A 23,011-nucleotide genomic window follows, 5' to 3' on the forward strand; every position below is an offset into this window, starting at 1 on the left:
CGGCGCCGCCGTGCCCGATCCGCGGCCGCTTTGATGGGGAGGCGGGGCCGTGCGGCAATATAGGCGTATACATGTCTGTGACGGTTTCCTCCCGTCCCTCCCGCGACAAGGAGCCCCCCATCAGCCGGTTGGTGTTGTGGAATATCGACCTCACCCTCGTCGACGTCGCCCAGGTGACGCGCGCGGCCTACGCCGACGCCTTCGAGGAGGTGACCGGTGTTCCGCTGGTCTATCTGGCCCCCGCCGCGGGGCGGACGGACTCCGAGCTCTTCTTCGACTTCGCCGCGCGCAACGACGTGGACGACGCGGACGAGACGCTGCTGCCGCACTTCATCGAGGCCCTCGGCGCGGCGTTCGGCAGGCGCCGCGACCTGCTCACCACCAAGGGGCGGATGATGCCCGGCGCGGCCGACGCCCTCGACGCGCTCGTGCGCCTTCCCGACACCGTGCAGACGGTCGTGACCGGCACGATCATGCCGAACGCGACCGCAAAGCTCGCGGCGTTCGGGTTGGACGGCCGCCTCGACCTGAGCATCGGCGGGTTCGGCTCCGAGCACTACCCCAAGGCCAGCCTCATCCAGTTCACCCGGATGCGGGCCGAGGAGGCGTACGCGCGCGCGTTCGCCGAGGACCGGACGGTGTACGTCACCGATTCCGCGCGCGACGTCGAGGCCGCCCGGATCGGCAGGGTGCGGCCGGTCGCCGTGGTCAGCGGCTCCTCCACGGAGTCCCAGCTACGCGCGGCGGGTGCCCGCCACGTCCTCTCCGACCTCACCGACCCGGCCGCGGTGGTCGCGGCGGTGCGCGCGGCCACCGATGGGGGCTGAACATCCGCGGGTCAACCCCGGACCGGCGGTTGTCCGGATATGGTCTGAGCCGTGGCCCCGCCGCGGTTCGCGGCCTATGGTCGTGAATTGCGGCCGCACAGCCGGAAACGCACTCTTAACGGGTGAAACACACTGTTGACCAAGTCGCTCGCTGTTGCCCTCTGTGAACCACAGTAGCCTTGGAGCGGGACGCGGACCGGACGACGGAGTCCTGTCCACGCGCCCCGACCTGTGCGCACGGGCCGCAGGTCGTCAGATCCGCCCAGGGCCGATCCGACCCCCCTTGACAAATCTTCACGACCCGCATCATTCGGTGTCACCGGGTAGGTGCGGACCCAACCCCCGACGACTCACAAAGGAGTGAGATCGCGAATGTCAGGGCAACTTGACGCGGCCAAGGACCAACTGCTGATCGACGCCGTCCAGTACTGGTCGGACTCGGCGGAGCCGCCGACCGACCGGGACAGGTTCGAGCGCTTCCTGCGGTTGTACTACCGGCACGTCGCTCCCGAGGAGCTCAAGGAACGCACCCCCGCGCAGATCGTGATGCCCGCCCTCTCCCACTGGGACCTCGGCGAGCACCGGCCGCAGGGGCGCGCCAAGGTGCGCGCGCACACGCCCGGCGACGGCTGGGACACCGCGCACAGCGTCGTGGAGATCGTCACCGACGACGCGCCCTTCCTGGTCAGCTCGGTCACCATGCGCCTGGCCGACCGGGGAATCGGCGTCCGGCTGATCGTCCACCCCCAGTTGCGGGTGGAGCGCGACGTCACGGGCGGCATCGTCGAGATCGACCCGGACGAGTACACGCTGGAACCGCTGGCCGAGTCGTGGATGCACCTGGAGGTCGACCGCCAGGCCGACCCCGCGGTGCTCGAGGAGCTGGCGCGCGAGCTGGAGGACATCCTGGCGGACGTGCGCTACGTCGACGAGGACGCGGCCCGGATGCGCCACAGCGCCCTCCTCCTGGCGGCCGAGGTCGACGCAGCCGCCGACACCCTCGTCTCCGGCGGCCTCGAGGCCGCCGAGGTCGGCGAGAGCGCGGAGTTCCTGCGCTGGGCGGCCGACCGGCACTTCACCTTCATGGGCTACCGGGAGTACGAGCTCGTCACCGACGAGCAGGGCGGCGAAGGGCTGCGCGCCAAGGCCGGCACCGGCCTGGGCCTGCTGCGCCTCGACGCGACCGACCCCCACTCGTTCCGGCCGCTGCCCGGCGAAGCGCGCCGCAAGGCCCGCGAGCCGCACGTGCTGGTGCTCACCAAGGCCAACTCCAAGGCCACCGTGTACCGGCCCAAGTACCTGGACTACATCGGCGTCAAGAAGTTCGACGCGCGGGGGCGGGTCATCGGGGAGCGCCGCTTCCTCGGGCTGTTCACGCACGAGGCGACGACCGCCGCGATCGACCAGATCCCCATCCTCAAGCGCAAGCAGGCCGACGTTCTGGAGCTGTCCGGGTTCGAACCGGACAGCTACGACGGCAGGGAGGTCGCCGAGGTCCTGGCGGGCTTCCCCCGCGAGGAGCTCTTCCAGATGCCGGTGCCCGAGCTCCACGAGATCGTGCTGGGCGTGCTGCGCCTGCGCGAGCGCCGCGGCACCAAGCTCTTCCTGCGCCGCGACGCCTACAGCCGGTACATGTCGTGCCTGGTCTACATGCCGCGCGACCGCTACACCACCAAGGTGCGCCTGGCCGTCCAGGAGGTGCTGTCCAGGGCGTTCAAGGGCGCCACGATGGACCACAACGTCATGGTCGGCTCGGCCCCGCTGGCCCGGCTCTACATCGTGGTGCGCGCCGAGAAGGGCACCGCGCTCGCGGGCTACGACCACGCCTCGCTCGAGGCCGAGGTCGCCAGGGCCACCCGCTCGTGGAACGACGACTTCGCCGCGGAGCTGGCCGCCCGCTTCGGGTCGGTGCGCGCCAGCGAACTGCTGAGCGCCTACGGGGACGCCTTCCCCGAGAGCTACAAGGTGGACGTCCCGGCCTCCCTCGCCGTGGACGACGTCGCGGGGATCGACCGGCTCGGCCCCGACGACCTCGCGATCCGGCTCTACCGCCCCGAGGGCCTGCTGCCGGGCGAGTGGCGCTGCAAGGTGTACCGCACCGGCGCGCCCGTCTCGCTGTCCCAGGCGCTGCCGCTGCTGGAGCACATGGGCCTGGAGATCGTCGACGAGTGGCCGTACGGCCTGGAGCGCGCGGACGACGACGGCGAGCGGCGCGAATGGGCCTGGATCTACGACTTCGGCCTCGCCGACCTGCCGGTGGACGAGACGGCGATGAGCAGGATCAGGCCCCTGTTCGAGGAGGCCTTCGTCGCGCTGTGGCGGGGGCGGGTCGAGTCCGACCGGTTCAACGCCCTCGTCGTGCGCGGCGGGCTCGACTGGCGCCAGGTCACCATCCTGCGCGCCTACGCCAAGTACCTGCGCCAGACCGGCAGCACCTTCAGCCCCGACTACGTCGCCGACGTGCTGGTCTCCCACACGCACATCGCCGGGCTGCTGGTCCGGCTGTTCGAGTCGCGGTTCGACCCGCGGCTGGAGACCGGCCGCTTCGAGCGCTCCGAGGGGATCACCGAGGAGATCCGCGGCGAACTCGACCTCGTGGACAGCCTCGACTCGGACCGCATCCTGCGCTCCTTCCTCGCGGCGGTCGAGGCGACCCTGCGCACCAACTACTTCCAGGAGGGGGGCGGCAAGCCCTACCTGGTCTACAAGCTGGACCCGCGGCGGATCCCGGGGCTGCCCGCGCCGCTGCCCAAGCTGGAGATGTTCGTCTACTCGCCCCGGGTCGAGGGCGTGCACCTGCGCTTCGGCACGGTCGCGCGCGGCGGTCTGCGCTGGTCGGACCGGCCCGAGGACTTCCGCACCGAGGTCCTGGGCCTGGTCAAGGCGCAGACGGTGAAGAACGCCGTCATCGTGCCCAGCGGCGCCAAGGGCGGGTTCGTGTGCAAGCGGCTGCCCTCCGGCGGCGACCGCGACGCCGTCATGGCCGAGGTGGTGTCCTGCTACCGGCAGTTCATCAGCGGCCTGCTGGACGTCACCGACAACATGGTCGAGGGCCGGATCAGCCACCCCCGCGACGTGGTCCGCTACGACGGGGACGACTCCTACCTGGTGGTCGCCGCGGACAAGGGGACGGCCACCTTCTCCGACATCGCCAACTCCATCGCGGCCGAGCGGGGCTTCTGGCTCGGCGACGCCTTCGCCTCCGGCGGCTCGGTCGGCTACGACCACAAGGCCATGGGCATCACCGCGCGGGGCGCCTGGGAGTCGGTCCGGTACCACTTCCGCGAGATGGGCGTGGACGTCCAGAACCAGGACTTCACGGCCGTGGGCATCGGCGACATGTCCGGTGACGTCTTCGGCAACGGCATGCTGCTGTCCGAGCACGTCCGCCTCGTCGCGGCCTTCGACCACCGGCACGTCTTCCTCGACCCCGACCCCGACCCGGCCACGGGCTTCGCCGAGCGCCGCCGTCTGTTCGAGCTGCCGCGCAGCACCTGGGCGGACTACGACGAGACGCTGATCTCCGAAGGCGGCGGCGTGCACCCGCGCAGCGCCAAGTCCGTGCCGATCACCCCGCAGGTCCGCGAGGCGCTCGGCATCGACCCCTCGGTCACCTCGCTCGCCCCGTACGAGCTGATCCAGTGCGTGCTGCGGGCCCCGGTGGACCTGCTCTGGAACGGGGGGATCGGGACCTACGTCAAGGCCTCCACCGAGACGCACGCCGCGGTCGGGGACAAGGCCAACGACCCCGTCCGCGTCGACGCGCCCGAGCTGCGCTGCAAGGTGGTCGGCGAGGGCGGGAACCTGGGCCTGACCCAGATGGCCCGGATCGAGTTCGCGCTCGCGGGCGGCAGGGTCAACACCGACTTCATCGACAACTCCGCCGGTGTGGACACCTCCGACCACGAGGTGAACATCAAGATCATGCTGGACCGCGAGGTCCGGGCCGGGCGGCTGACCAGGGCCGAGCGCGACGAGCTGTTCGTCGGCATGACCGACGAGGTCGCCCGGCTGGTCCTGCGGACCAACTACCACCAGAACGCGGTGCTGGCCGCGGCGCGCAAGCAGAGCTCCAGCATGCTGCACGTCCACACCCGCTACCTGCGCAGGCTCGAGCGCGGCGGCAAGCTCAAGCGCCGACTGGAGTTCCTGCCCGACGACAAGTCCATCGCGGCGCGGCGCTCCGCGGGCCAGGGCCTGACGGGGCCGGAGTTCAGCACGCTGGTCGCCTACTCCAAGATCACGCTGGCCGAGGAGGTCCTCGCCTCCGAGCTGCCCGACGACCCCTACCTGCGCGGCGCGCTCACCGAGTACTTCCCGACGCCGCTGCGCGAGCGCTTCGCCGACGCGATGCCCGAGCACCCGCTGAGCCGGGAGATCGTCACCACCCAGGTGGTCAACGACATGGTCAACCGGTTGGGCTCGACCTTCGCCTTCCGGTTCAACGAGGAGACCGGGGCGGGCGCGGCCGACACCGCGCGCGCGTACCTGCTGGTCAGGGAGGTCTTCGGGCTGCGGGAGTTCTGGCGCGCGGTGGAGGGCCTCGACTACCGGGTCGACGTCGACACCCAGCTGGCGATGCTGCTGGAGTCGCGCAAGCTGGTCGAGCGCGCGGCCCGCTGGCTGATGCGGCACCGGACGTCCCTGCCGGACCTCGGCGCCGAGATCGCCCGCTTCGGCGAGGGGGTCGGACTCATCGTCCCGCAGCTCCCGTCGATGTTGCAGGGCCGCGACCTGGACACCTTCGTCGAACGGCGGGACTCCTTCATCGCCCGAGGGGTGCCCGAGGAGCTGGCCGAGCAGGTCGCGGGCATGGTCCCCGCCTACTCGACCTTCGACCTGGTCCGGGTCGCCGAGGAGACCGGGCGGCCGCTGCGCGAGGTCGCCGAGGTCTACTTCGACCTCGCCGACCAGCTGCAGCTCAGCCGGCTGCGGGAGCGCGTCATCGCACTGCCCCGCGACGACCGCTGGAACACGATGGCGCGGGGCGCCGTGCGCGACGACCTCTACGCCGCGCAGGCCGACATGTCCAGCATCATCCTCAGGTCCGGCCACTCCGGCGAGAGCCCGGACGAACTGCGCGCCCACTGGACCGAGCAGAACCGCGGCGCGGTCGGGCGCGCGGCCGAGATCCTGTCCGAGATCTGGGAGGCCGAGCGCTTCGACCTGGCCACCCTCTCGGTGGCGGTGCGTTCGATCCGCTCGCTGGTCGCGTCCAGCGGCTGACCGGAGAGGCGGAACGGCGGAGGACCGCGTCCGAGGGGGCGCGGTCCTCCGCCGTTCAGGGGAACCGCCCCCGCGCGGCGAAGCGGGTTGGCGTCCGGGGCCCGGAGTTGGTGTCATGGCGGTGTGGAGTCGAGAGCAGTGAACGGGGCAGGCACGACGGACACCGGGCGCCCGAGCGTCGACGAGCTGCTGGGGCGGGTGGACGACGCCTGGCGCGACGCCGACCGGCTGCGCGGGCTCGTCGTGGACGCGCTCGACGAGGGCTTCGGCAGCGAGATCCTGCCCGCCGCCGAGCGCGTGTACGCCATCGACCCCGACCCCGAACGGGGCGTCGTGCTGTACGCGCTGGCGCTGCGCGGCTGCGCCCGGCACGAGCAGGCCGAGAAGGTGCTGATGGCGCACATCAGGGCCCGCGGCGGGCGCGCCGACACCTGGTTCGCGCTGGCGCCGCTGGCCTCGTGGCGGGACAGCGCCAACGACGTCGCGACCGCGCTGGACAACGCGCTGCGACATGACCCCGACCACGCCGACGCGCTGGTGTGGGGCTGGAAGTACCACGCCCGGCACGACGGGCCTGACGGGGCCGACCGGTGGCTCGCCGACCACGCGCGGGGCAGCTGGCGGGCCGCGGTCATGCTGGGGGAGAGGGCGCTGCACGGCGGAGACCTGGACCGGGCGCTGACGCTGTTCGGCACCGCGTGCGACCTCGGGCCGCGCCGCCCCGAACCGCTGCTGCGGGCGGCCCGCGCCCTGGCGGGGGCCGGGTACGACGTCGAGTGCGTCGAACTGGTGACCTCCCGCTGGAGCGGTTCACGCGGGGCCCTCCCGCTGGTGGAGGCCGTGGAGGCGCAGCTGCGCCTGGGCAGGGTCTCCGGCGCGGTCTTCGCCCTGGCCCGGCTGCGCGGCGTGCGGGACGTCGAGGAGGACCACCCGGAGGTGCTCGACCTGTACCGCCGGGTGGAGCGGGCCAGGGCGGCGGCGGGGCTCTGAGCGGTGTTCCGGGGGAGTCGTGCGCCGGGTACGCCCTAGACTGGTCGGTGTGGCAGATCTAGACCCCGTAGAGCAGATCAAGGAACTCTCGTCCACGCTGGCGAGCGTCGAGTCCGTGCTGGACCTCGATGCCAAGCGCACGGAGATCGAGCAGCTGCGGGAGCAGTCCGCCGATCCCGAGCTGTGGAACGACCAGGACAACGCGCAGAAGGTCACCCGGAGGCTGTCCTTCCTGGAGTCCGAGATCAACAAGGTCGAGGGCATCCGCCAGCGCCTCGACGACCTCGGGGTGCTCTTCGAGCTGGCCGCCGCCGAGGACGACGCCGACACCCTCGCCGAGGCCGAGAACGAGCTGGAGTCGCTGCGCAAGGACGTGGGCGAGCTGGAGGTGCGCACGCTGCTGTCCGGCCCCTACGACGAGCGCGAGGCGCTGGTCAGCATCAACGCCCAGGCGGGCGGGGTGGACGCGGCCGACTGGGCGCAGATGCTCCAGCGCATGTACCTGCGCTGGGCCGAGCGGCGCGGCTACCCCACGGAGGTCTACGAGACCTCCTACGCCGAGGAGGCCGGGATCAAGTCCACGACCTTCACGGTCAAGGCGCCGTTCGCCTACGGCACGCTGCGCGGCGAGCACGGCACCCACCGCCTCGTGCGCATCTCGCCCTTCGACAACCAGAGCCGCCGCCAGACCTCGTTCGCCGGGGTGGACGTGGTGCCGGTCGTGGAGCAGAGCGACCACATCGACATCGACGAGGGCGAGCTGCGGATCGACGTGTACCGCTCGTCAGGTCCCGGCGGCCAGGGCGTCAACACCACCGACTCGGCGGTGCGCATCACGCACCTGCCGTCCGGGATCGTCGTGTCCTGCCAGAACGAGCGCTCCCAGCTGCAGAACCGGGCCACCGCGATGTCGGTGCTGCAGGCCAAGCTGCTGGAGCGCAAGCGCCAGGAGGAGAAGGCCGAGCTCGCCGAACTGCGCGGCGACTCGGTCAGCAGCTGGGGCACCCAGATGCGCAACTACGTCCTGCAGCCGTACCAGAGCGTCAAGGACGTGCGCACCGGGGCGGAGACCGGCAACACCGGCGCTGTCCTGGACGGGGAGATCGACGAGTTCATCGACGCCGAGATCAGGTGGATGCGCAGCCGCGAGCGGGACGGCGACTGAGCCGGACCGGGACGACCGGGGGCCGGCGGTGCGGTGGACACGGCCGGGCAGGTATATGTGAACGTTATCACCGCTTGACTCTTCCGATATACTCTTGGCTGTTGATTGATGTGACCACCGGGTCCGAAGAGCGGCGTGGGCAGGGAAGACCATCGGTGACAGGGGTCGACCAGGGGTGTTTCACGTTCCGTGACCGACGGTGGATCTGGACATACCGGGTTGCTTTCCCCCCTACACTGTCGATTGGCCCTATGGCCGGTACTGCCTTGAGCGGATCCACCGCTTGCGGGCCCCAACCTTCGAGATCCTTGTGATGCGCCTGTGATCCACTTTGAAAACGTCACCAAGGTCTACCCGACCCAGAAACGACCGGCTCTGAACGGCGTTTCCATCGACGTGGACAAGGGAGAGTTCGTCTTCCTCGTCGGACCGTCCGGTTCGGGTAAGTCAACGTTCCTCCGGCTGGTCCTCAAAGAGGAGAAGCCGACCAAGGGCAGGGTCCACGTCGCGGGCAAGGACCTCGCGCGACTGTCCAACTGGAAGGTGCCGCACCTGCGTCGCCGCATCGGCTGCGTCTTCCAGGACTTCCGGCTGCTGCCGAACAAGAACGTCTTCGAGAACGTCGCGTTCGCGCTCGAGGTCATCGGCAAACCCCGCCGGTTCATCCGCAAGGTCGTCCCCGAGGTCGTCGAACTGGTCGGTCTCGAGGGCAAGGCGACCCGCATGCCCGACGAGCTCTCGGGTGGCGAGCAGCAGCGCGTGGCGATCGCCCGGGCGTTCGTGAACCGGCCGCAGATCCTGCTGGCCGACGAGCCCACCGGAAACATCGACCCGGCCACCTCGATCGGCATCATGAAGGTGCTCGACCGAATCAACCGCACCGGCACGACCGTCGTCATGGCGACGCACGACGCCGCCATCGTCGACTCGATGCGCAAGCGCGTCATCGAGCTCGAGGACGGCGAGGTCGTCCGCGACCAGTCGCGCGGCGTCTACGGCCAGGCGTACTAGGGTGTGTCCGGACGCTTCGGAACCGGCGGGCGGTCGTCCAGGACGGTGCTCGCGGAACGGTTCGCGAAGCCGCCACGACCGTGCGGCCTCGCGATGACCGACATGGAAGCCTTCCTGGTCGGCCGTGTGAGCGGTGCCGGAGCCGCGGGCCGCTCCGCGGTCTCGCGTGGCGGGTCCCAGTCCCGGAGGAGGGTCGAGCCCGGAGTGATTCGGGGAACGCGCCCCAAATCCTGTCTTTTCGTGAATCCCGGGCTCGCAGAGCCTGTGCAGCAGAACACTGCCTAGAGAGTGTCTTCCGGATGCTTTCGGGTCAGCGGACGCCCTACCGCGCCGCTTCGCGACTCCCGCGCGGCGGAGGCCCTGCCCCGGGGGCAGGGCGAACCCGGAACGCCCCGGACAACACGATCCAGCGGCTCTCCAGTCACCGGCGCCGGTCGAGCGGCGCGGTGAAGCCCCACAAGGATGGACCTTTAACACATCATGCGAGCACAGTTCGTACTCTCTGAGATCTGGATCGGCCTGCGGCGAAATCTGACGATGACCATCGCGGTCATCACCACGGTCGCCATCTCGCTGGCCCTCTTCGGCGCCGGCATGCTGATCAACCAGCAGGTCAGCGCGATGCGCGGGTTCTGGGACGAGCGGATCTCGATCACGATCTACCTGTGCACCGAGAGCTCCCCCAGCGACCACTGCATCGAGAACGGCCCGGCGACCGACGAGGACCGCACCTCCCTGCAGTCGGACCTGGAGTCCATGTCCGAGGTCGCGGGCGTCGAGTACGTGTCCCAGGCCGAGGCGTGGCAGGACTTCCAGGACCGCTTCTCCAACCGGGAGGCCCTCGTCGAGGCCACCCAGGAGGGCGACATCCCGGACAACTTCCGGGTCCAGCTGGCCGACCCCTCGCAGTACGAGACGGTCCAGGAGAGCGTCCAGAACCGCGCGGGCGTCGACATGGTCTCCAACGACAAGAACGTGCTCGACCAGTTCTTCGAACTGCTCGACGGCCTCAAGTGGGCCGCGCTGACGGTCGCCATCGTCCAGTTGGCCGCGGCGGCGCTGCTGATCGCCAACACGATCCGGCTGTCGGCCTACAGCCGCCGCCGCGAGACGGGTATCATGCGGCTGGTCGGGGCCTCCAACTTCTACATCCAGCTGCCGTTCCTGCTGGAGGGGGCGATCTCCGGCCTCATCGGCGGTATCTTCGCGGCGGGCTTCATCATCGCGACGAAGTTCTTCCTTCTGGACAAGATCCAGAACTGGTTCCAGTTCAACGTCCAGCTCGGCATGGGAGCGGTCATGTCGGTGGTCGGGATGTCCATGATCCTGGGCGTGCTGCTCTGTACGATCGCCTCCTTCCTCACGCTCCGGCGCTACCTGCGGGTCTGAGGCGGCGGCGGAAAGGAAGCGGACCCAAGTGACACGGGAAAAAGGGCGCAAGACCATCGCGCAGAACCGGCGCGCCCGGCACGACTACCACATCGAGGACACCTACGAGGCGGGCCTGGTGCTCACGGGCACCGAGGTCAAGTCCCTGCGCGCCGGCCGCGCCTCGCTGGTGGACGGCTTCGCCCTGATCAAGGACGGCGAGGTCTGGTTGCAGAACGTGCACATCCCCGAGTACACGATGGGGACGTGGACGAACCACATGACGCGTCGGCCTCGCAAACTCCTGCTGCACCGCGAGGAGATCGCGAAGCTGATCGCCAAGACCCGCGAGTCGGGTCGGACCTTGGTGCCGCTGTCGCTCTACTTCAGCGACGGTCGCGCCAAGGTCGAGATCGCTCTGGCGCGGGGCAAGCGCGAGTACGACAAACGCCACGATCTCGCAGACCGAGAGGCCCAGCGCGACATCGAACGCGCCCTGCGCCGTCGGCGCTGAAAGGAAGACTAGGTGTCCCCCCGACACGTCCGCCGATCCCTCGCCGCGGCCATGAGTCTCGCCGCGGTCGTCGTCGCCACAGGTTGCGCGGCGGAACCGAGCCCGGAGGTGGCGGTCCGCCACTTCCTCCTGAACTGGCAGTCCGGTGAGTACGAGGCGGCGGCCGGCCAGACCGACGGTGACGTCGCGGAGGTCGCCGAGACGCTCCGGCAGGCGCACGACCAGCTCGACCTGGCGGCGCTGCGGCTGAGTCTCGGCCACATCGACAAGGACGGCGACACCGCCTCGGCCAGCTTCGGAGTCCAGGCCGACCTCGGTATCGGGGACCCGGTGTGGCGCTACGAGGGCTCCATGCCGCTCACCCGCACCTCCAGCGGCTGGGCCGTCAACTGGTCGTCCGCGGTCATCCACCCCGACCTGGGCGACGGCGAGCGCCTCGCCGTCACCTACGCCGTGCCGGACCGCGGCCAGATCCTCGACCGCGAGGGCGAGCCGCTCGTCGGCGAGACCGAGGTCACCGCGTTCGGCGTCCGCCCGGCCGAGATGGCGGACATGACCCAGGGCGTCAACAGCCTCGCCGAACTGCTCGGCGAGGACCCCGAGCCGCTGCTCAACCGGGTCCGCTCGGCCCCGCCCGACGAGTTCCAGCCGCTGGTGCTCAAGCGCACCCAGGACGTCCCGGGCTCGCTGAGGACCAACGCCACCAAGATCCCCGGGGTCGAGACCGCGCAGCTGAACATGCCGCTCACCCCCACCAGCGCCTCGGCGGTCGTCGGCGAGGTCGCGGGCACGGCCGAGCACAAGGTCTCCACCCGCGTCTCGGGCCCGTACCAGGCCGGCGACACCGTGGGCCTGAGCGGCCTGCAGAGCAGCTACCAGCAGCAGCTCGCGGGGACGGCCACCACCAGGATCGTCACGCTCGACACCGCGGGCCAGGAGACCGGAGTCCTGGAGACCTGGTCCGGAGTCGAGAGCGGCTCGCTGGGAACCACCATCGACAGCACCGTGCAGGGGGCCGCCGAGGAGTCCCTCGCCACGATCACCACCAGCGCCTACCTGGTGGCGGTCGACGCGCGGTCCGGCGAGGTCCTGGCCTCGGCCGCGCGGCCCGAGGGGACGGCCAACGACGGCGCGTTCACCAAGGAGTACCTGCCGGGGGAGACGTTCACGATCGTCTCGGCCGCGGCGCTGCTGGGATCGGGCATGGGGGCGGACACGCCGGTGCCGTGCGAGCAGAGCACGCAGGTCGGCGACACGACCTTCACCAACCCCAGCGGCGGGATGCTGTACGGGGCGCCGGACCTGATCCGGGACTTCGCCTTCAGCTGCACCACGGCCTTCGCCGGACTGGCGGGCGAGGTGAACGACGGCGCCCTGGCCGACACCGCCGCCGCCTTCGGGATCGGACAGCCCTGGCAGCTGTCGGTGCCGACCTTCAGCGGTGAGTTCACCGCCCCGACCGACGAGGAGTCCGCCGCCGCCGCGATGGTGGGAGCCGGCGGGGTCACGGTCAGCCCGCTCACCATGGCCCTGGCGGCCGGGACCGTGGCGGACGGCCGGTGGCACGCGCCGCGGCTCGTCCAGGACGACTCCCGGGAGCAGGCCGAGCCCGGTCCCGACCTGGCCTCCGAGGTCGTCGAACCGCTGCGCGAGATGATGCTGACCTCGGTCCAGGAGGGCTCCGCGGCCGCGGCCAACATCAGCGCGACCGTCCCGGTGCACGCCCAGACCGGTCTGGCCCGGCAGGACATCGACGGCGAGGAGACGTCGGTCCAGTGGTTCGTCGGCTACCAGGGGCACGTGGCCTTCGCCGTGGTCGTGGAGACGCCACCCGAGCACACCTACCAGTTCGCGGTGAACTCGGGCGTCTCGTTCCTGCAGCTGCTGGCCGACTACGTCCAGCCGATCGACGCCGGCGCGGCCGAGGACACCGGGGCGGAGACAGCCTCCGGCGCCTGACCGGCGGGACGCGGGACCGCCCGGTTTTCTTACCCGGGACGGGGCAACCATCCGGGCCGCGCCCGGCGTCTTCACGTATGACTGGACCCGTGATGGGGGTCGCGGAATCCAGTTCAGGAGACAGGACCTCGTCTCGGGGGAGGCCCTGTTGTTTCGAGGCCGGCCCGACCCTGCCGGCCGCCCTCGCGGGCAGCGTTGATGGATCCCGTCCGCGCCCGCGGGGGTTTCTCGTGTCCGGCACGCCTTCCGTGGAAGCGGGGGCGTGCCGGGTCCGGGAGGCCCCGCCGGGAGCGGGAGCCGTGAAGGACCGGTGGAAGCAGGTCGCCGGGGACGGGAATCATGTTGGCCCCCGGGCCGTTGTACCGGTAGCGTAGGACCGAGCGGAGCCACTCCGGTGGTCCCGCCTGCCGGGCCCTTCGGGGCCCGTTGAAAAGTGAACATGGGGGTGATCGGTTTCGACTTCGGTGGTTGTTGTAGGGGAAGCGGGCCGAGGACCGCGAACGCAACCTCGTTAACACTGCGATCGCAAACCAACAAGTGCCAATTCCAAGCGCACTGAGTTCGCTCTCGCTGCCTAAGCGATAGCGACTCTGTCGGCCTGAGGGCGTCTCCGCCTCAGGGTCCGGCATCGTTAGGAGACTCACCGGTCAGATCAGGCCACGGGGCCTGACCGGGAAAATCACGTGGCTGGGCCTGTCGGCGACTCGTCTGCGAGAGTGCCGGGGCCGAGTAGAACGCAAAGCAGACTGCGCCCGGAGAAGCCCTATTGCAGCACTGAAGGACGCGGGTTCGATTCCCGCCACCTCCACGAGACCCAGACGAGACGGCCTGCGCGCTTACGCGCCAGGCCGTTCTTCGTGTTCTCCAGGAGATTCCCCGCCCCGAGGCCCCCTGCGGCCGAGGCCGCGCGGAGCGACCCGGTTCGCGCTCCCCCAGGGACCCTGTCCGATGACCTTGCTGTTGTCCCCCCGAAAACCTTGATTTCAGGGGGACAACAACAAGATCATCAACAGAGACCACGCGAAACGGTCATCGTGGGCGCGACCTCGCCCCGCACCCGCCGTCGCCGCCCGCCGTGACCCCGTGCTCCGCGTGGCACGAGGCCGGACGGCCCACCCGGAGTACCGGTGCGCGGATCGCCTCCGCGCTGGACGCTTCATAGACTGGTCGCATGATCGTCGCATTCTCAGTGAGTCCGATGGGCGTCGGGGAGTCGGTGGCGCCTGCTGTCGCCCGTGCCGTCAGGGTGGTCCGGGACAGCGGCCTGCCCAACCGCACCGACGCGATGTTCACCAGTGTCGAGGGTGAGTGGGACGAGGTCATGGACGTCGTCAAACGTGCCGTCGAGGCCGCGGGGGAGGGCGCCCCGCGGGTCAGCCTGGTCCTCAAGGCCGACATCCGCGAGGGTGTCACCGACGGCCTCACCAGCAAGGTCGAGGCGGTCGAGGCCGAACTGCGCGGGGACTGAGCGCGGTCCCGGTCAGGGGGCGGTGACCCCCAGCAGCAGAGCGATCCGCCGGGCACTCCGGGGAGGGTGGTCGCTGCCGCCCACCCGCAGTCCGAACGAGGTCACGAAGGCGTAGCCGTACGCGCTCCGCTCGCAGGCGATGTCCTCGGTGGCGAACTCGGACGCCGGGTTGCTGGCGCGCAGGAACGGAACGCCATCCTCGATCACCCTGGCCCAGATTCCGTACGGGGCCAGGGCGGAGGCCAGCCGCGCCAGGTGCTGCCGCTCGTTCGACCTCGTCAACACCACCGACGGGGACGTGGGGCGGGTGTGCTCGGGGTAGACCATGGCGGCGTCCTTACCGGTGGAGTGGAAAAGGCCCTGGGACGGGGCCGCGGTCTCGGAACGGTTCGCCGGACGGGCCCCGCCCCGTATTCTCACCCCTCGCGGCCGGATGGACGCGAACCGTGCTCAAGACACGCCGGTGCCGGATCGGCGCAGTGCCGCGACCGCGCGGTCCACGTGCTCGGTGGTGGTGTAGACGTGGAAGGCCAGGCGGGCCTGGCCCGCGCGCTCGGACACCCACACCCCCGCGGCGCGCAGCCGTTCCCCCGCGTCCGGGAGGCCCACCGAGACGATCGCGGAGTCGCCGGGCGGCAGGCCGAGGCCCTCCCGGAAGCGGTTGGCCATGGCCACGTCGTGGTCGTGGATCCGCTCCACCCCGATGTCCAGGACCGTCCCCAGCGAGGCGGCCCCGCCCACGGCGGCGAACCAGTTGGGGGAGATGTCGAAGCGGGAGGCGGTCTCGGACAGCCGCATCTCGTCGGAGTAGAAGGAGGCCGCGATGTCGGCGGTGGCGTTGGGGCCGGCCGAGACGGGGCGCATCCGGTCGCGCAGCCGGGGCGAGAAGTAGCCGAACGACAGACCGCGCGGCGCCATCAGCCACTTGTAGCAGGCGCACACGAGGGCGTCGAAGCGGTCGGCCTCCACCGGGAGCCAGCCGACCGCCTGGGTGGCGTCCACGCACACCAGCGCCCCGTGCCGCCGTGCCGCGGCGAGGATCTCCTCGACCGGCGCGATCTCGCCGGTCGCCGACTGCACCAGGCTGAACGTGACCAGCCAGGTCGACGAGTCGATCGAGGCGGCCAGCTCGCCCAGCGGCACGGTCGACACCTTCACGCCCCGGTCCGCGTGCACCGACCAGGGGTACAGGTTCGAGGTGAACTCGCCCTCGGGGGCCAGTACCCGGGCGCCGTCCGGTACGGCCAGCCCGGCCGGTCCGAGCAGCTGCGACACCGACGCCCCCTGCGTGACCTCGGAGCCGGCGACCCCCACCAGGCGTCCGAACCGCTCCTTGGCCAGCACGGACGCGGCCCCCCACGCCTCGGGGCCGCCGCGCCCGTGCCGCCAGACCGCCACGGCGTCGGTGAGCGCCCGCGCGCTCGCCCGCGGGGCGAGCCCGTACTGGGCGGTGTTCAACCACGCGGTCTCTACGTCCCACAGCGCCTGCGCGGAGTGAAGATCCATGTCCGAAGAATGGCACACCCGGCGACCGGACGTCAGTCGCCGGGTGCGCGGGACCGGTGTCAGCCGGAGCCCTTCAGCATCCGGTCCACGACCCGGGTGGTGGCCAGACCGTCGGAGGGGTCGCAGAAGTCCCTGACGAACGCGGCGTACCGGTCGCGGTGCCGCTCGGCCACGGCGTCCAGGTCCCGGATCGACTCGACCAGCTCCTCGGACGTCTGGATGAGCGGCCCCGGGGCGCGGGTGGTGAGGTCGAAGTAGAACCCGCGCAGGGTGTCCCGGTAGTGCTCCAGGTCGTAGGTGAAGAACAGCATCGGCTTGCCCGAGTGCGCGAAGTCGAAGAACGCCGACGAGTAGTCGGTGATCAGGACGTCGGCGATCAGGTAGAGGTCGGCGATGTCGGGGTACTTGGAGACGTCCCAGACGAAGCCCTGGCCCGCGCCGGGGATGCTGTCCAGGACCTTGGGGTGCTTGCGGAACAGGAAGACGTGGTCGTCGCCCAGCTCCCGCTCCGCGGCCGCGAGGTCCACCTGGAGGTCGAGTTTGAACCGGGTGCGGGCGTACCGCTGGTCGTCCCGCCACGTCGGCGCGTACAGCACGACCCGCTTGCCGGCGGGGATGCCGAGGAGCTCGCGCACCCGCTGAGCGGTCTTGTCCCGGTCGGGGGAGTGGAAGACGTCGTTGCGGGGGTAGCCGGACTCCAGGATCTCGGTCTCGCAGCGGAACGCGTTCTTCATGATGGGAGTGGTGAACGTGTTCGGGGAGACCAGGAAGTCCCACTGCCGGGAGCGGTGCGGCAGGTTCGCGATGTAGGCGCGGTTCGCCTTGGGGGTGCCGAGCAGGTCCGCGCCGATCTTCTTCAGCGGGGTGCCGTGCCAGGTCTGGACGACGACCTGCCCCTCCCGGCGGGTGAACCAGTCGCTGATGCCCACGTTGGTGACGACGTAGCGGCTGCGGGCCAGGGCCTCGTACCAGGCGGCGCTGTGCCACTCCACCGGGGTGACGCCCTCGGGCACGGCCACCTGCTGGTCGTCCACCGTCCACAGGTGCTCGACCTCGACGCCGCGGCGGACCAGCTCCTCGTGGATGGCGCGGGGCGAGTCCGAGTACTGCTTGCCGCCGAAGCTGTTGTAGAGGACGGCCTCCCGGAGGGGCAGGGCCTGCTGCGCCGGGTAGTGGCCCTCGCGCAGGGAGCGCTGCCGGTAGGCGCCGCGCTCCTCGTCGGTGAGCGGGTTGCCGGACAGCAGGAAGATCCGGTCGTGGAAGCGGCGGCTCAGGGTGAAGGTCCGGCCCTTCCCCCGGTTCGACGAGGGCAGCCCCGTGAGCAGGTCGCCGCGCAGCTTCACCGGGGCGTCGTCCTCGTGGCCCCAGGCGTCGCTGAGGCGGAACGAGAAGTACCAGCGGCCGCGGCTCAGCGGCAGTTCCGCGCCGTACCGCTCGACCCGCTCGGGACTGACGCGCACGCGGAAGCGGTCGCCGTCGCGCTCCAGGGGCAGCCGCACCTCTTCGAACCGCTGGCCGTGGCGGAGGATGAAGTCCATCTCACGGTCCGGACCGGAGTAGCGGCCCGCCAGGACCAGGTCGCCGTCGGCGGTCCACTCCGTGTGGTCGACGACGGGCTGCGCCACGCGGTCGAAGAGCGAGAACAGGCCGGTGCCGTCGATGCTGACGGCGGTCTCGCGGCCGTCGGGCGACGGGTGGACGTCAGGCGTCAGCGAGGCCCCGGCCACGGGCTGGGCGGTGGTGCCGTCGGCGAACAGGACGGTGGTCCGCAGCGTCCGCGTCTCGTCGCCCGCGGACGCGGCCACGCGGAGGTCGGCCACGGGGACGGAGGCCGAGCAGCGGATCCGGCCCTCGAAGGGCTCACCGGCGGAGACCGGGTAGTCGCGGCCGGACTCGGTCCCGTCGACCGTGTGGGTGATCCGGACGCCGGTCGGCGCCGAGGTGGCGAGCAGGTCCAGCCGCAGGGTGTCCTGCGTGAACTCGTGGCGCTCGACCCGGACGGGGGTCTCGTCCACGGACAGCTCCAGGGAGCCCTTGGGGAACCGGCACACCAGGCGGACCCCGTCGGAGACCTCCTGGGCGAGGGGGTGACCCGCGCTGCCGATCTCCCCCTTCTTGATCTGGCCCTTGTGCAGGCCGCCCGGGCCGAGGAGCCCGATGACCAGGGACCACTGCCCGGTCTGCCAGCGGCTGCCCGACCGCAGGCGGTCGGGGTCGACGGTGATCTCGAAGCCGGACCAGTCGTAGCGGTGCAGGGCCTGGCCCGAGTCGATGGTGGCCCCCACGTCGAGCCGCGGGGTCATCTTGAGCGGGATCCGGCGCTTGCTCCCCTTCTGGCTGAGCCAGGCGAACCGGGGCAGGCGCGGCTTCTCCCCGACGGGGACGTTGTCCAGGTAGGCGTACCCCTCCAGGCGCAGCTTGCCGTCGTGCCAGGTCATCGAGGTGAGCTTGGTGCGGATGGGGATCTCCGACGGCCTGAGCCGCACGGTGTCGTCGGAGAGAGGGGCGCCGACGAGCCCCGGAACCTCGGCCCTGGGGTTGCGCCACCCCCTCAGGTTGAACGCGGACGGGTTCTCCCGCTCGAACCTGATGACGGAGACGAGTTCGTCGATCCGCCGCTCGCGTGCCAGCTGCCACTTGATCCGGCTCAACGGCGGGAACCGCGCCAGGACGTCCGGCGCCGTGTCGCGCAGGAACGCGTCGGCCGCGGCGAAGAACCGCCCGCGCTCCTCGTCTTCGGCTTCGGGCAGGTACTTCAGGAGCTGGGTCAGCTCCTGCGGCACGGCGGCCTCGGGGTTCTGTGCCATAAGGGGTGGTCTCTCTTCCTGGGATGCGGTCTCTGCGGGGCCGGGGGCGTGCCGCCCTTGCTCGGACCGGTGGGAGGGGGCTCCGCGCCGCGATGGGGCCGTTCGTGTCGGAACCGGGTGCTTCGCGCGACGGGGTGGGGCCGCGGGGAGGGAGGGACGGGGAGGGAGCGGGGCGTTCAGGGGGCTTCTCAGATCACTCCGGGCTCGCTCCTCCAAGACGGGGCTCCGCTGTGCGAGGACCGCGAGGCGGCGCGGCAGGGGTGCTCGATCACCCGAAGACGCCGGGAGGAACGCCCTTGGTGCTCGGCCGCGTCTTATAAGGGATGGGTGTGGAACGCCCAATGAACAACGCGTGAAATGTCAGAATTTTACAATAGATCGAACGGTTGACAAAAATGATCCCTGGGAAGCCCGCGGTCCGCGGGCGAAGCGGGACGGCGGTGGCCGGGCGCCCTGGAGGCGTCCGGCCACCGCCGTCCCACGCGCTGGGTGTCCTCCCGGTCACAGGGCCGCGGGTGACTCCACGCGTGCCGTCGCGGCGCGCTCGTAGAGGGCGTCGACCGCCCGGGCGAACTGCGTCTGCGAGTCGGGCTCCTCCGGGCCCAGCAGGTAGGTCTTCAGCCTGCGCCGGTCGTCGGCGAAGGTGTCGGCGGACGGGTCCCGCATCGCGGCGAGGGCTTTGTCCAGCCCCTCCGCGTCGGGGCGCAGCAGGTACGCGGCCTTGGCCGTCGGGTTCTCGATCCGGAACTGTTCATCGCTGATTCCCACGCAGTTGGTGATCGCGTAAGGCTTGCCGCTGAAGATGAAATCGGCGACGACGCTGGAGATGTCGCTGATCAGCAGATCACTCTGGTTGAAGCAGGAGTAGAGGCCGGGGCGCGGGCCCTGGATGGTCAGGTGCCGGGTCGACCCCTGGTCCGCCCAGTAGACCCGGTGCCACTCCTCGGTGGCCTCGTTCAGCTCGTCGATCACGGCGGAGTCCAGGCGCCCGTTGTCGCGCGAGCGCTGGGCCTCGTCCACCCGCTCGTCGAACGCCTCGACCCTGGCGAGCCGCTGCTCCAGCAGGGCGAGCTGACGCTTGGCCGAGTCCGAGCCGGCACCGGCACCCGCGGCCTGGTTGGCCGCGTCGATCAAGGTGGTGATGCGGCGGTGCGCGGTGCGGGCGCGAGGATCGCGGATGCCGGTGAACGGGTGCGGCTTGTACAGCACCCGCACCCCCGGGACCGCCAGGAGCGCGGCGATCAGCTTGGGTCCGGCGGCGATGAGCGAGGTGTTCCCGGGTTCGTCGGTCCACCCCTCCCACGTGGGCGCGTACAGCACCGTCCGGACCGTGTTGCCCGTGGGCCCGGTGCTGATCGGGTCCAGCTGCGGGCGGCCCACCTCGACGATCTCGTCGTCGCGCACGCCCACCCGGGCGATGCGGTAGCGGTCGCGCCCGGCCTCGCCCGCGGTCCAGACCTCGTCGTAGACCTTGCTGTAGGGGTTGATGCTCGCGATCTTGTCGCTGTCGCCGTGCCCGACGAAGACGTGCTTGATCTTGGGGTTGCGCAGCATGTGGATGTTCTTGCCGGTGTTGGCCGGGTACAGGCACACCCCCGCCGGGTCGAAGTCCAGGGCCATCAGGTCGTTGGCCTTGGGCACGCACAGCACCGGGATGGCGGTCACCCCGAGGTTCGCCGCGACGGCGCGTTCGCGCAGCACGATCAGCGGTCGCCGGGGAAGCCGGGACACCGACTCCAGCCACATGTTGACCTGGTAGGCGGAGTCGCCCGAACCGGAGAAGTACACGACGACCTCGGGCCGGTAGTCGCGCAGCCAGTCCTGGACGAACCGGAGCACCCCGTCGGTGTCGGGGATCCGGCGCGAGCCCAGCAGGAACGGCGTCAGCACCGCGGCGGCCACCAGGGTCGTCGCGAGCGAGGCCAGCGCGCCGGCGGCGGCGTAGACCGGCTCCGCGGTGACCGCGAAGCCGATGCCCCCGGCCAGCAGCGGCGCGTCCAGCAGCAGGACGCGGTTCATCCCGTTCTGCGCGATCCAGCTCGGCGGACCGTTCGGGATGTTCAGCGGGCCCAGGTCGATGTTGCGGGTCACCACGGGGAGTTGGCGCAGCCGCCGCACCCTGCGCAGCATCAGGTCGTAGGCCAGCTGGAGGGCGAACAGCGCGGCGGCGCCGCCCACCGTCCACCAGAAGCCGGAGTCGACGTCGTGGCCCGCGAAGCCGACCATGCCCAGCAGGAGGAGCTGGCGCAGCAGCGCCCGGGTCGTGCCGCCCAGCCGGAACTGGGTCAGGTACTTGCCGACCTCCTGGCCGGTGGCCTGGATGTAGGCGTCGGCGCCGTAGACGAGCAGGGCGCCCGCCGCGAACACCCACACCGCTCCGGTGAACGTGCTGGTGAACGTCCCGGCGATCAGCGTCAGGTAGCCGACGCCGAGGACCGCGAGGGTGGCCAGGGCGGTCGTTCCCAGCCTGCGGAGGATCGCCTTCACTGCGTGGTGCCCTTCCCCGCCAGTTCCGAGACGTCCTGCCTGGCCGCCGTGGTGACCGGGTCCTCGCGCCGGACGTCGATCACGTGACCGGTGAGGTCGGACAGCAGCACGTCCAACGAGGTGCGCGCCACCTTCTCGGCGCTGAGCAGGCTGTTCGCGGGCTCGTCGCCGAACGCCTTGGTGCGCATGGGCGTCTGGGTGCGCTCGGGGTTGATGCAGTTGATCCGGACGCCGTCCGACGCCCACTCGTCGGCCAGGGCCTGGGTCAGGTTGACCGTGGCGGCCTTGGCGGAGGAGTAGAGGCTGTACTCGGCGCGCCCCCGGGTGTAGGAGCTGGAGGTGTACAGCAGCAGCTGGCCTCCGGTGTTCGCCAGGTAGGGGAACGCCGACTTCGCGATGTGGATGGGGGCGAGGTAGTTCACCCGCAGGGCGTCCTCGATGGTCGCCTCGTCGGTTTGGTCGAGCCGGCCGATGCGCAGCACCCCGGCGGTGTTCACCACGTAGTCGATCCGGCCGGTGGCGGCGTGCGCCTGGGCGAGCGCCGCGGACACGTCGGAGGGGTTCTCCACGTGGGTGCGGGTGGCGCTGCGGCTGTAGCAGAAGACCCGCGCGCCGTAGCGCTCGGCGAGCTCCGCGACGCCCGCGCCGATCCCGTAGCTGCCGCCGAAGACGACCACGGTGCGTCCGGCGAACCGCTCGCGGTAGTCGTCCTCGCCGAACTCGGGGGTGCTGTCGGAGGCCAGCTGGAACAGCTTGTCGGCGATGAAGATGTCGACGGGCTGGGTGACCTTCATGTTGTGCTCGTCCCCGGCGACCACGAAGATCGGCTCCTCGGGAAGGTAGCGCAGCACGACGGTGCAGTCGTCGGTGGCCTCGAAGCCCGGGTCCTGCCAGGCCTTGGCGTAGGCGTTCTGGATGGTGCCGAGCCGGAACGCCTGGGGGGTCTGGCCGCGCCGCAGCCGGGCCCGCCGGGGGACGTCGGTGATGGTGTCGTCGTCGACCTCGATGATGGTGTCCGAGGACGGGATCGCGACGTCCACCGCCGTGTACTCGTCCAGCGCCCTGACGCAGTCGACGACGATGCGCTGGGACAGCAGCGGGCGAACCGCGTCGTGGAAGAGGACCTTGGTGGTGGCCGGGTCGTTGCCCTCCAGCGCGTCCAGCGCGAGCTGGGTCGTGGCGTTGCGGGAGGTGCCGCCGGGCAGGATCCGCGTGACCTTCTGGAAGCCGGCCTTGCGGGTGATCGCCTCGGCGTCCCGGACGAAGCCGGGGTTCATCATGACGATGATCTCGTCGATTTCGGGAGCCTCCTCGAAGATGGCGAGGGTGTGCTCCAGGATCGGCTTACCGGCGATCTTGAGCAGTTGCTTGGGCGTGCTCAACCCGATGCGCTGGCCGCTGCCACCGGCGAGGACCACCGCGATGGTCCGGGTAGCGGCCCGGGGAGCGGCCTGGGGCACCTGAGCTTTCTTAGCCAAATCTTTCTCCCGATCGATGAAGACGCCGGACGGTTCCAGGGGCCGGGACGCGGGTATCGGGCCGTGGGAAGACGCCACGGAGGATACCTGCGGTCAAGAGGGCGGCCTCGGTTACGACGAGGGTGCGGGGCGCGGCTCCTGCCGGGCCCCTGGAACACCCGGGGACTTCTGTTTCTCGTGCACCAACACCCGGAGTCGTGTGGTT

General features: G+C 70.7%; 14 protein-coding genes and 1 other RNA gene. 10 read left to right on the plus strand and 5 right to left on the minus strand.

The window, feature by feature from the left end; translation table 11 throughout:
• Positions 1-71: 71 nt before the first annotated feature.
• The 10 genes from EV190_RS13505 (at position 72) to EV190_RS13550 (ending at position 14,528) form a co-directional block, all read left to right on the plus strand.
• A complete protein-coding gene (locus EV190_RS13505) occupies positions 72-827 on the plus strand; it encodes an HAD family hydrolase (protein ID WP_133741900.1) in 756 nt (251 codons plus the stop codon).
• A gap of 372 nt (positions 828-1,199) precedes the next feature.
• Entirely contained in the window at positions 1,200-6,053 is a 4,854-nt protein-coding gene (locus EV190_RS13510; RefSeq protein WP_133741901.1) for an NAD-glutamate dehydrogenase, read from the plus strand.
• Between the two features lie 138 nt (positions 6,054-6,191).
• Positions 6,192-7,043, plus strand: coding sequence for a hypothetical protein (locus tag EV190_RS13515; RefSeq protein WP_133741902.1), 852 nt, complete (start codon positions 6,192-6,194; stop codon positions 7,041-7,043).
• 49 nt (positions 7,044-7,092) lie between these two features.
• On the plus strand, positions 7,093-8,208 hold the full coding sequence (prfB, locus tag EV190_RS13520; RefSeq protein WP_133741903.1) for a peptide chain release factor 2: 1,116 nt from the start codon (positions 7,093-7,095) through the stop codon (positions 8,206-8,208).
• Positions 8,209-8,529: 321 nt separating this feature from the next.
• Positions 8,530-9,219, plus strand: a complete 690-nt coding sequence (gene ftsE, locus EV190_RS13525) for a cell division ATP-binding protein FtsE (protein WP_133741904.1) — start codon at positions 8,530-8,532, stop codon at positions 9,217-9,219.
• Positions 9,220-9,699: 480 nt separating this feature from the next.
• Positions 9,700-10,608 (plus strand): permease-like cell division protein FtsX, encoded by a 909-nt coding sequence (gene ftsX, locus EV190_RS13530; protein ID WP_133741905.1) that lies wholly within the window; start codon positions 9,700-9,702, stop codon positions 10,606-10,608.
• A gap of 28 nt (positions 10,609-10,636) precedes the next feature.
• Positions 10,637-11,101, plus strand: coding sequence for an SsrA-binding protein SmpB (gene smpB, locus EV190_RS13535; RefSeq protein WP_133741906.1), 465 nt, complete (start codon positions 10,637-10,639; stop codon positions 11,099-11,101).
• A 12-nt stretch (positions 11,102-11,113) separates the two neighbouring features.
• On the plus strand, positions 11,114-13,060 hold the full coding sequence (locus tag EV190_RS13540; RefSeq protein ID WP_243742556.1) for a penicillin-binding transpeptidase domain-containing protein: 1,947 nt from the start codon (positions 11,114-11,116) through the stop codon (positions 13,058-13,060).
• A gap of 441 nt (positions 13,061-13,501) precedes the next feature.
• Positions 13,502-13,871: a transfer-messenger RNA gene (gene ssrA, locus EV190_RS13545) on the plus strand.
• A 360-nt stretch (positions 13,872-14,231) separates the two neighbouring features.
• Positions 14,232-14,528, plus strand: a complete 297-nt coding sequence (locus EV190_RS13550) for an MTH1187 family thiamine-binding protein (RefSeq protein ID WP_133741907.1) — start codon at positions 14,232-14,234, stop codon at positions 14,526-14,528.
• Between the two features lie 12 nt (positions 14,529-14,540).
• On the opposite strand, the gene EV190_RS13555 is transcribed toward EV190_RS13550, so the two are convergent.
• The 5 genes from EV190_RS13555 to EV190_RS13575 all read right to left on the minus strand — a co-directional run bounded on the left by EV190_RS13555 (position 14,541) and on the right by EV190_RS13575 (position 22,806).
• Complete coding sequence (locus EV190_RS13555; protein ID WP_133741908.1) at positions 14,541-14,855, minus strand: hypothetical protein; 315 nt, start codon at positions 14,853-14,855, stop codon at positions 14,541-14,543.
• Positions 14,856-14,978: 123 nt separating this feature from the next.
• The gene (locus tag EV190_RS13560; protein ID WP_133741909.1) at positions 14,979-16,034 is read right to left on the minus strand and encodes an aminotransferase class V-fold PLP-dependent enzyme; all 1,056 of its coding nucleotides are present in this window, start codon (positions 16,032-16,034) and stop codon (positions 14,979-14,981) included.
• Positions 16,035-16,093: 59 nt separating this feature from the next.
• Positions 16,094-18,841, minus strand: a complete 2,748-nt coding sequence (locus tag EV190_RS13565; protein WP_133741910.1) for a CDP-glycerol glycerophosphotransferase family protein — start codon at positions 18,839-18,841, stop codon at positions 16,094-16,096.
• Between the two features lie 501 nt (positions 18,842-19,342).
• Entirely contained in the window at positions 19,343-21,328 is a 1,986-nt protein-coding gene (locus EV190_RS13570) for a glycerophosphotransferase (protein WP_133741911.1), read from the minus strand.
• Positions 21,325-22,806, minus strand: a complete 1,482-nt coding sequence (locus tag EV190_RS13575) for a bifunctional cytidylyltransferase/SDR family oxidoreductase (RefSeq protein WP_243742557.1) — start codon at positions 22,804-22,806, stop codon at positions 21,325-21,327. Before EV190_RS13575 ends, EV190_RS13570 begins: the two co-directional genes overlap by 4 nt.
• Positions 22,807-23,011: the final 205 nt, after the last annotated feature.

This window comes from Actinorugispora endophytica (assembly GCF_004363075.1).
GTDB lineage: Bacteria > Actinomycetota > Actinomycetes > Streptosporangiales > Streptosporangiaceae > Actinorugispora > Actinorugispora endophytica.

Bases quoted from the DNA above. Each gene is read 5' to 3' on its own strand.
- EV190_RS13505 (WP_133741900.1), top strand. From the start codon at position 72: ATGTCTGTGACGGTTTCCTCCCGTCCCTCCCGCGACAAGGAGCCCCCC.
- EV190_RS13510 (WP_133741901.1), top strand. From the start codon at position 1,200: ATGTCAGGGCAACTTGACGCGGCCAAGGACCAACTGCTGATCGACGCC.
- ftsX (WP_133741905.1), top strand. From the start codon at position 9,700: ATGCGAGCACAGTTCGTACTCTCTGAGATCTGGATCGGCCTGCGGCGA.
- EV190_RS13550 (WP_133741907.1), top strand. From the start codon at position 14,232: ATGATCGTCGCATTCTCAGTGAGTCCGATGGGCGTCGGGGAGTCGGTG.
- EV190_RS13555 (WP_133741908.1), bottom strand. From the start codon at position 14,855: ATGGTCTACCCCGAGCACACCCGCCCCACGTCCCCGTCGGTGGTGTTG.
- EV190_RS13560 (WP_133741909.1), bottom strand. From the start codon at position 16,034: ATGGATCTTCACTCCGCGCAGGCGCTGTGGGACGTAGAGACCGCGTGG.
- EV190_RS13565 (WP_133741910.1), bottom strand. From the start codon at position 18,841: ATGGCACAGAACCCCGAGGCCGCCGTGCCGCAGGAGCTGACCCAGCTC.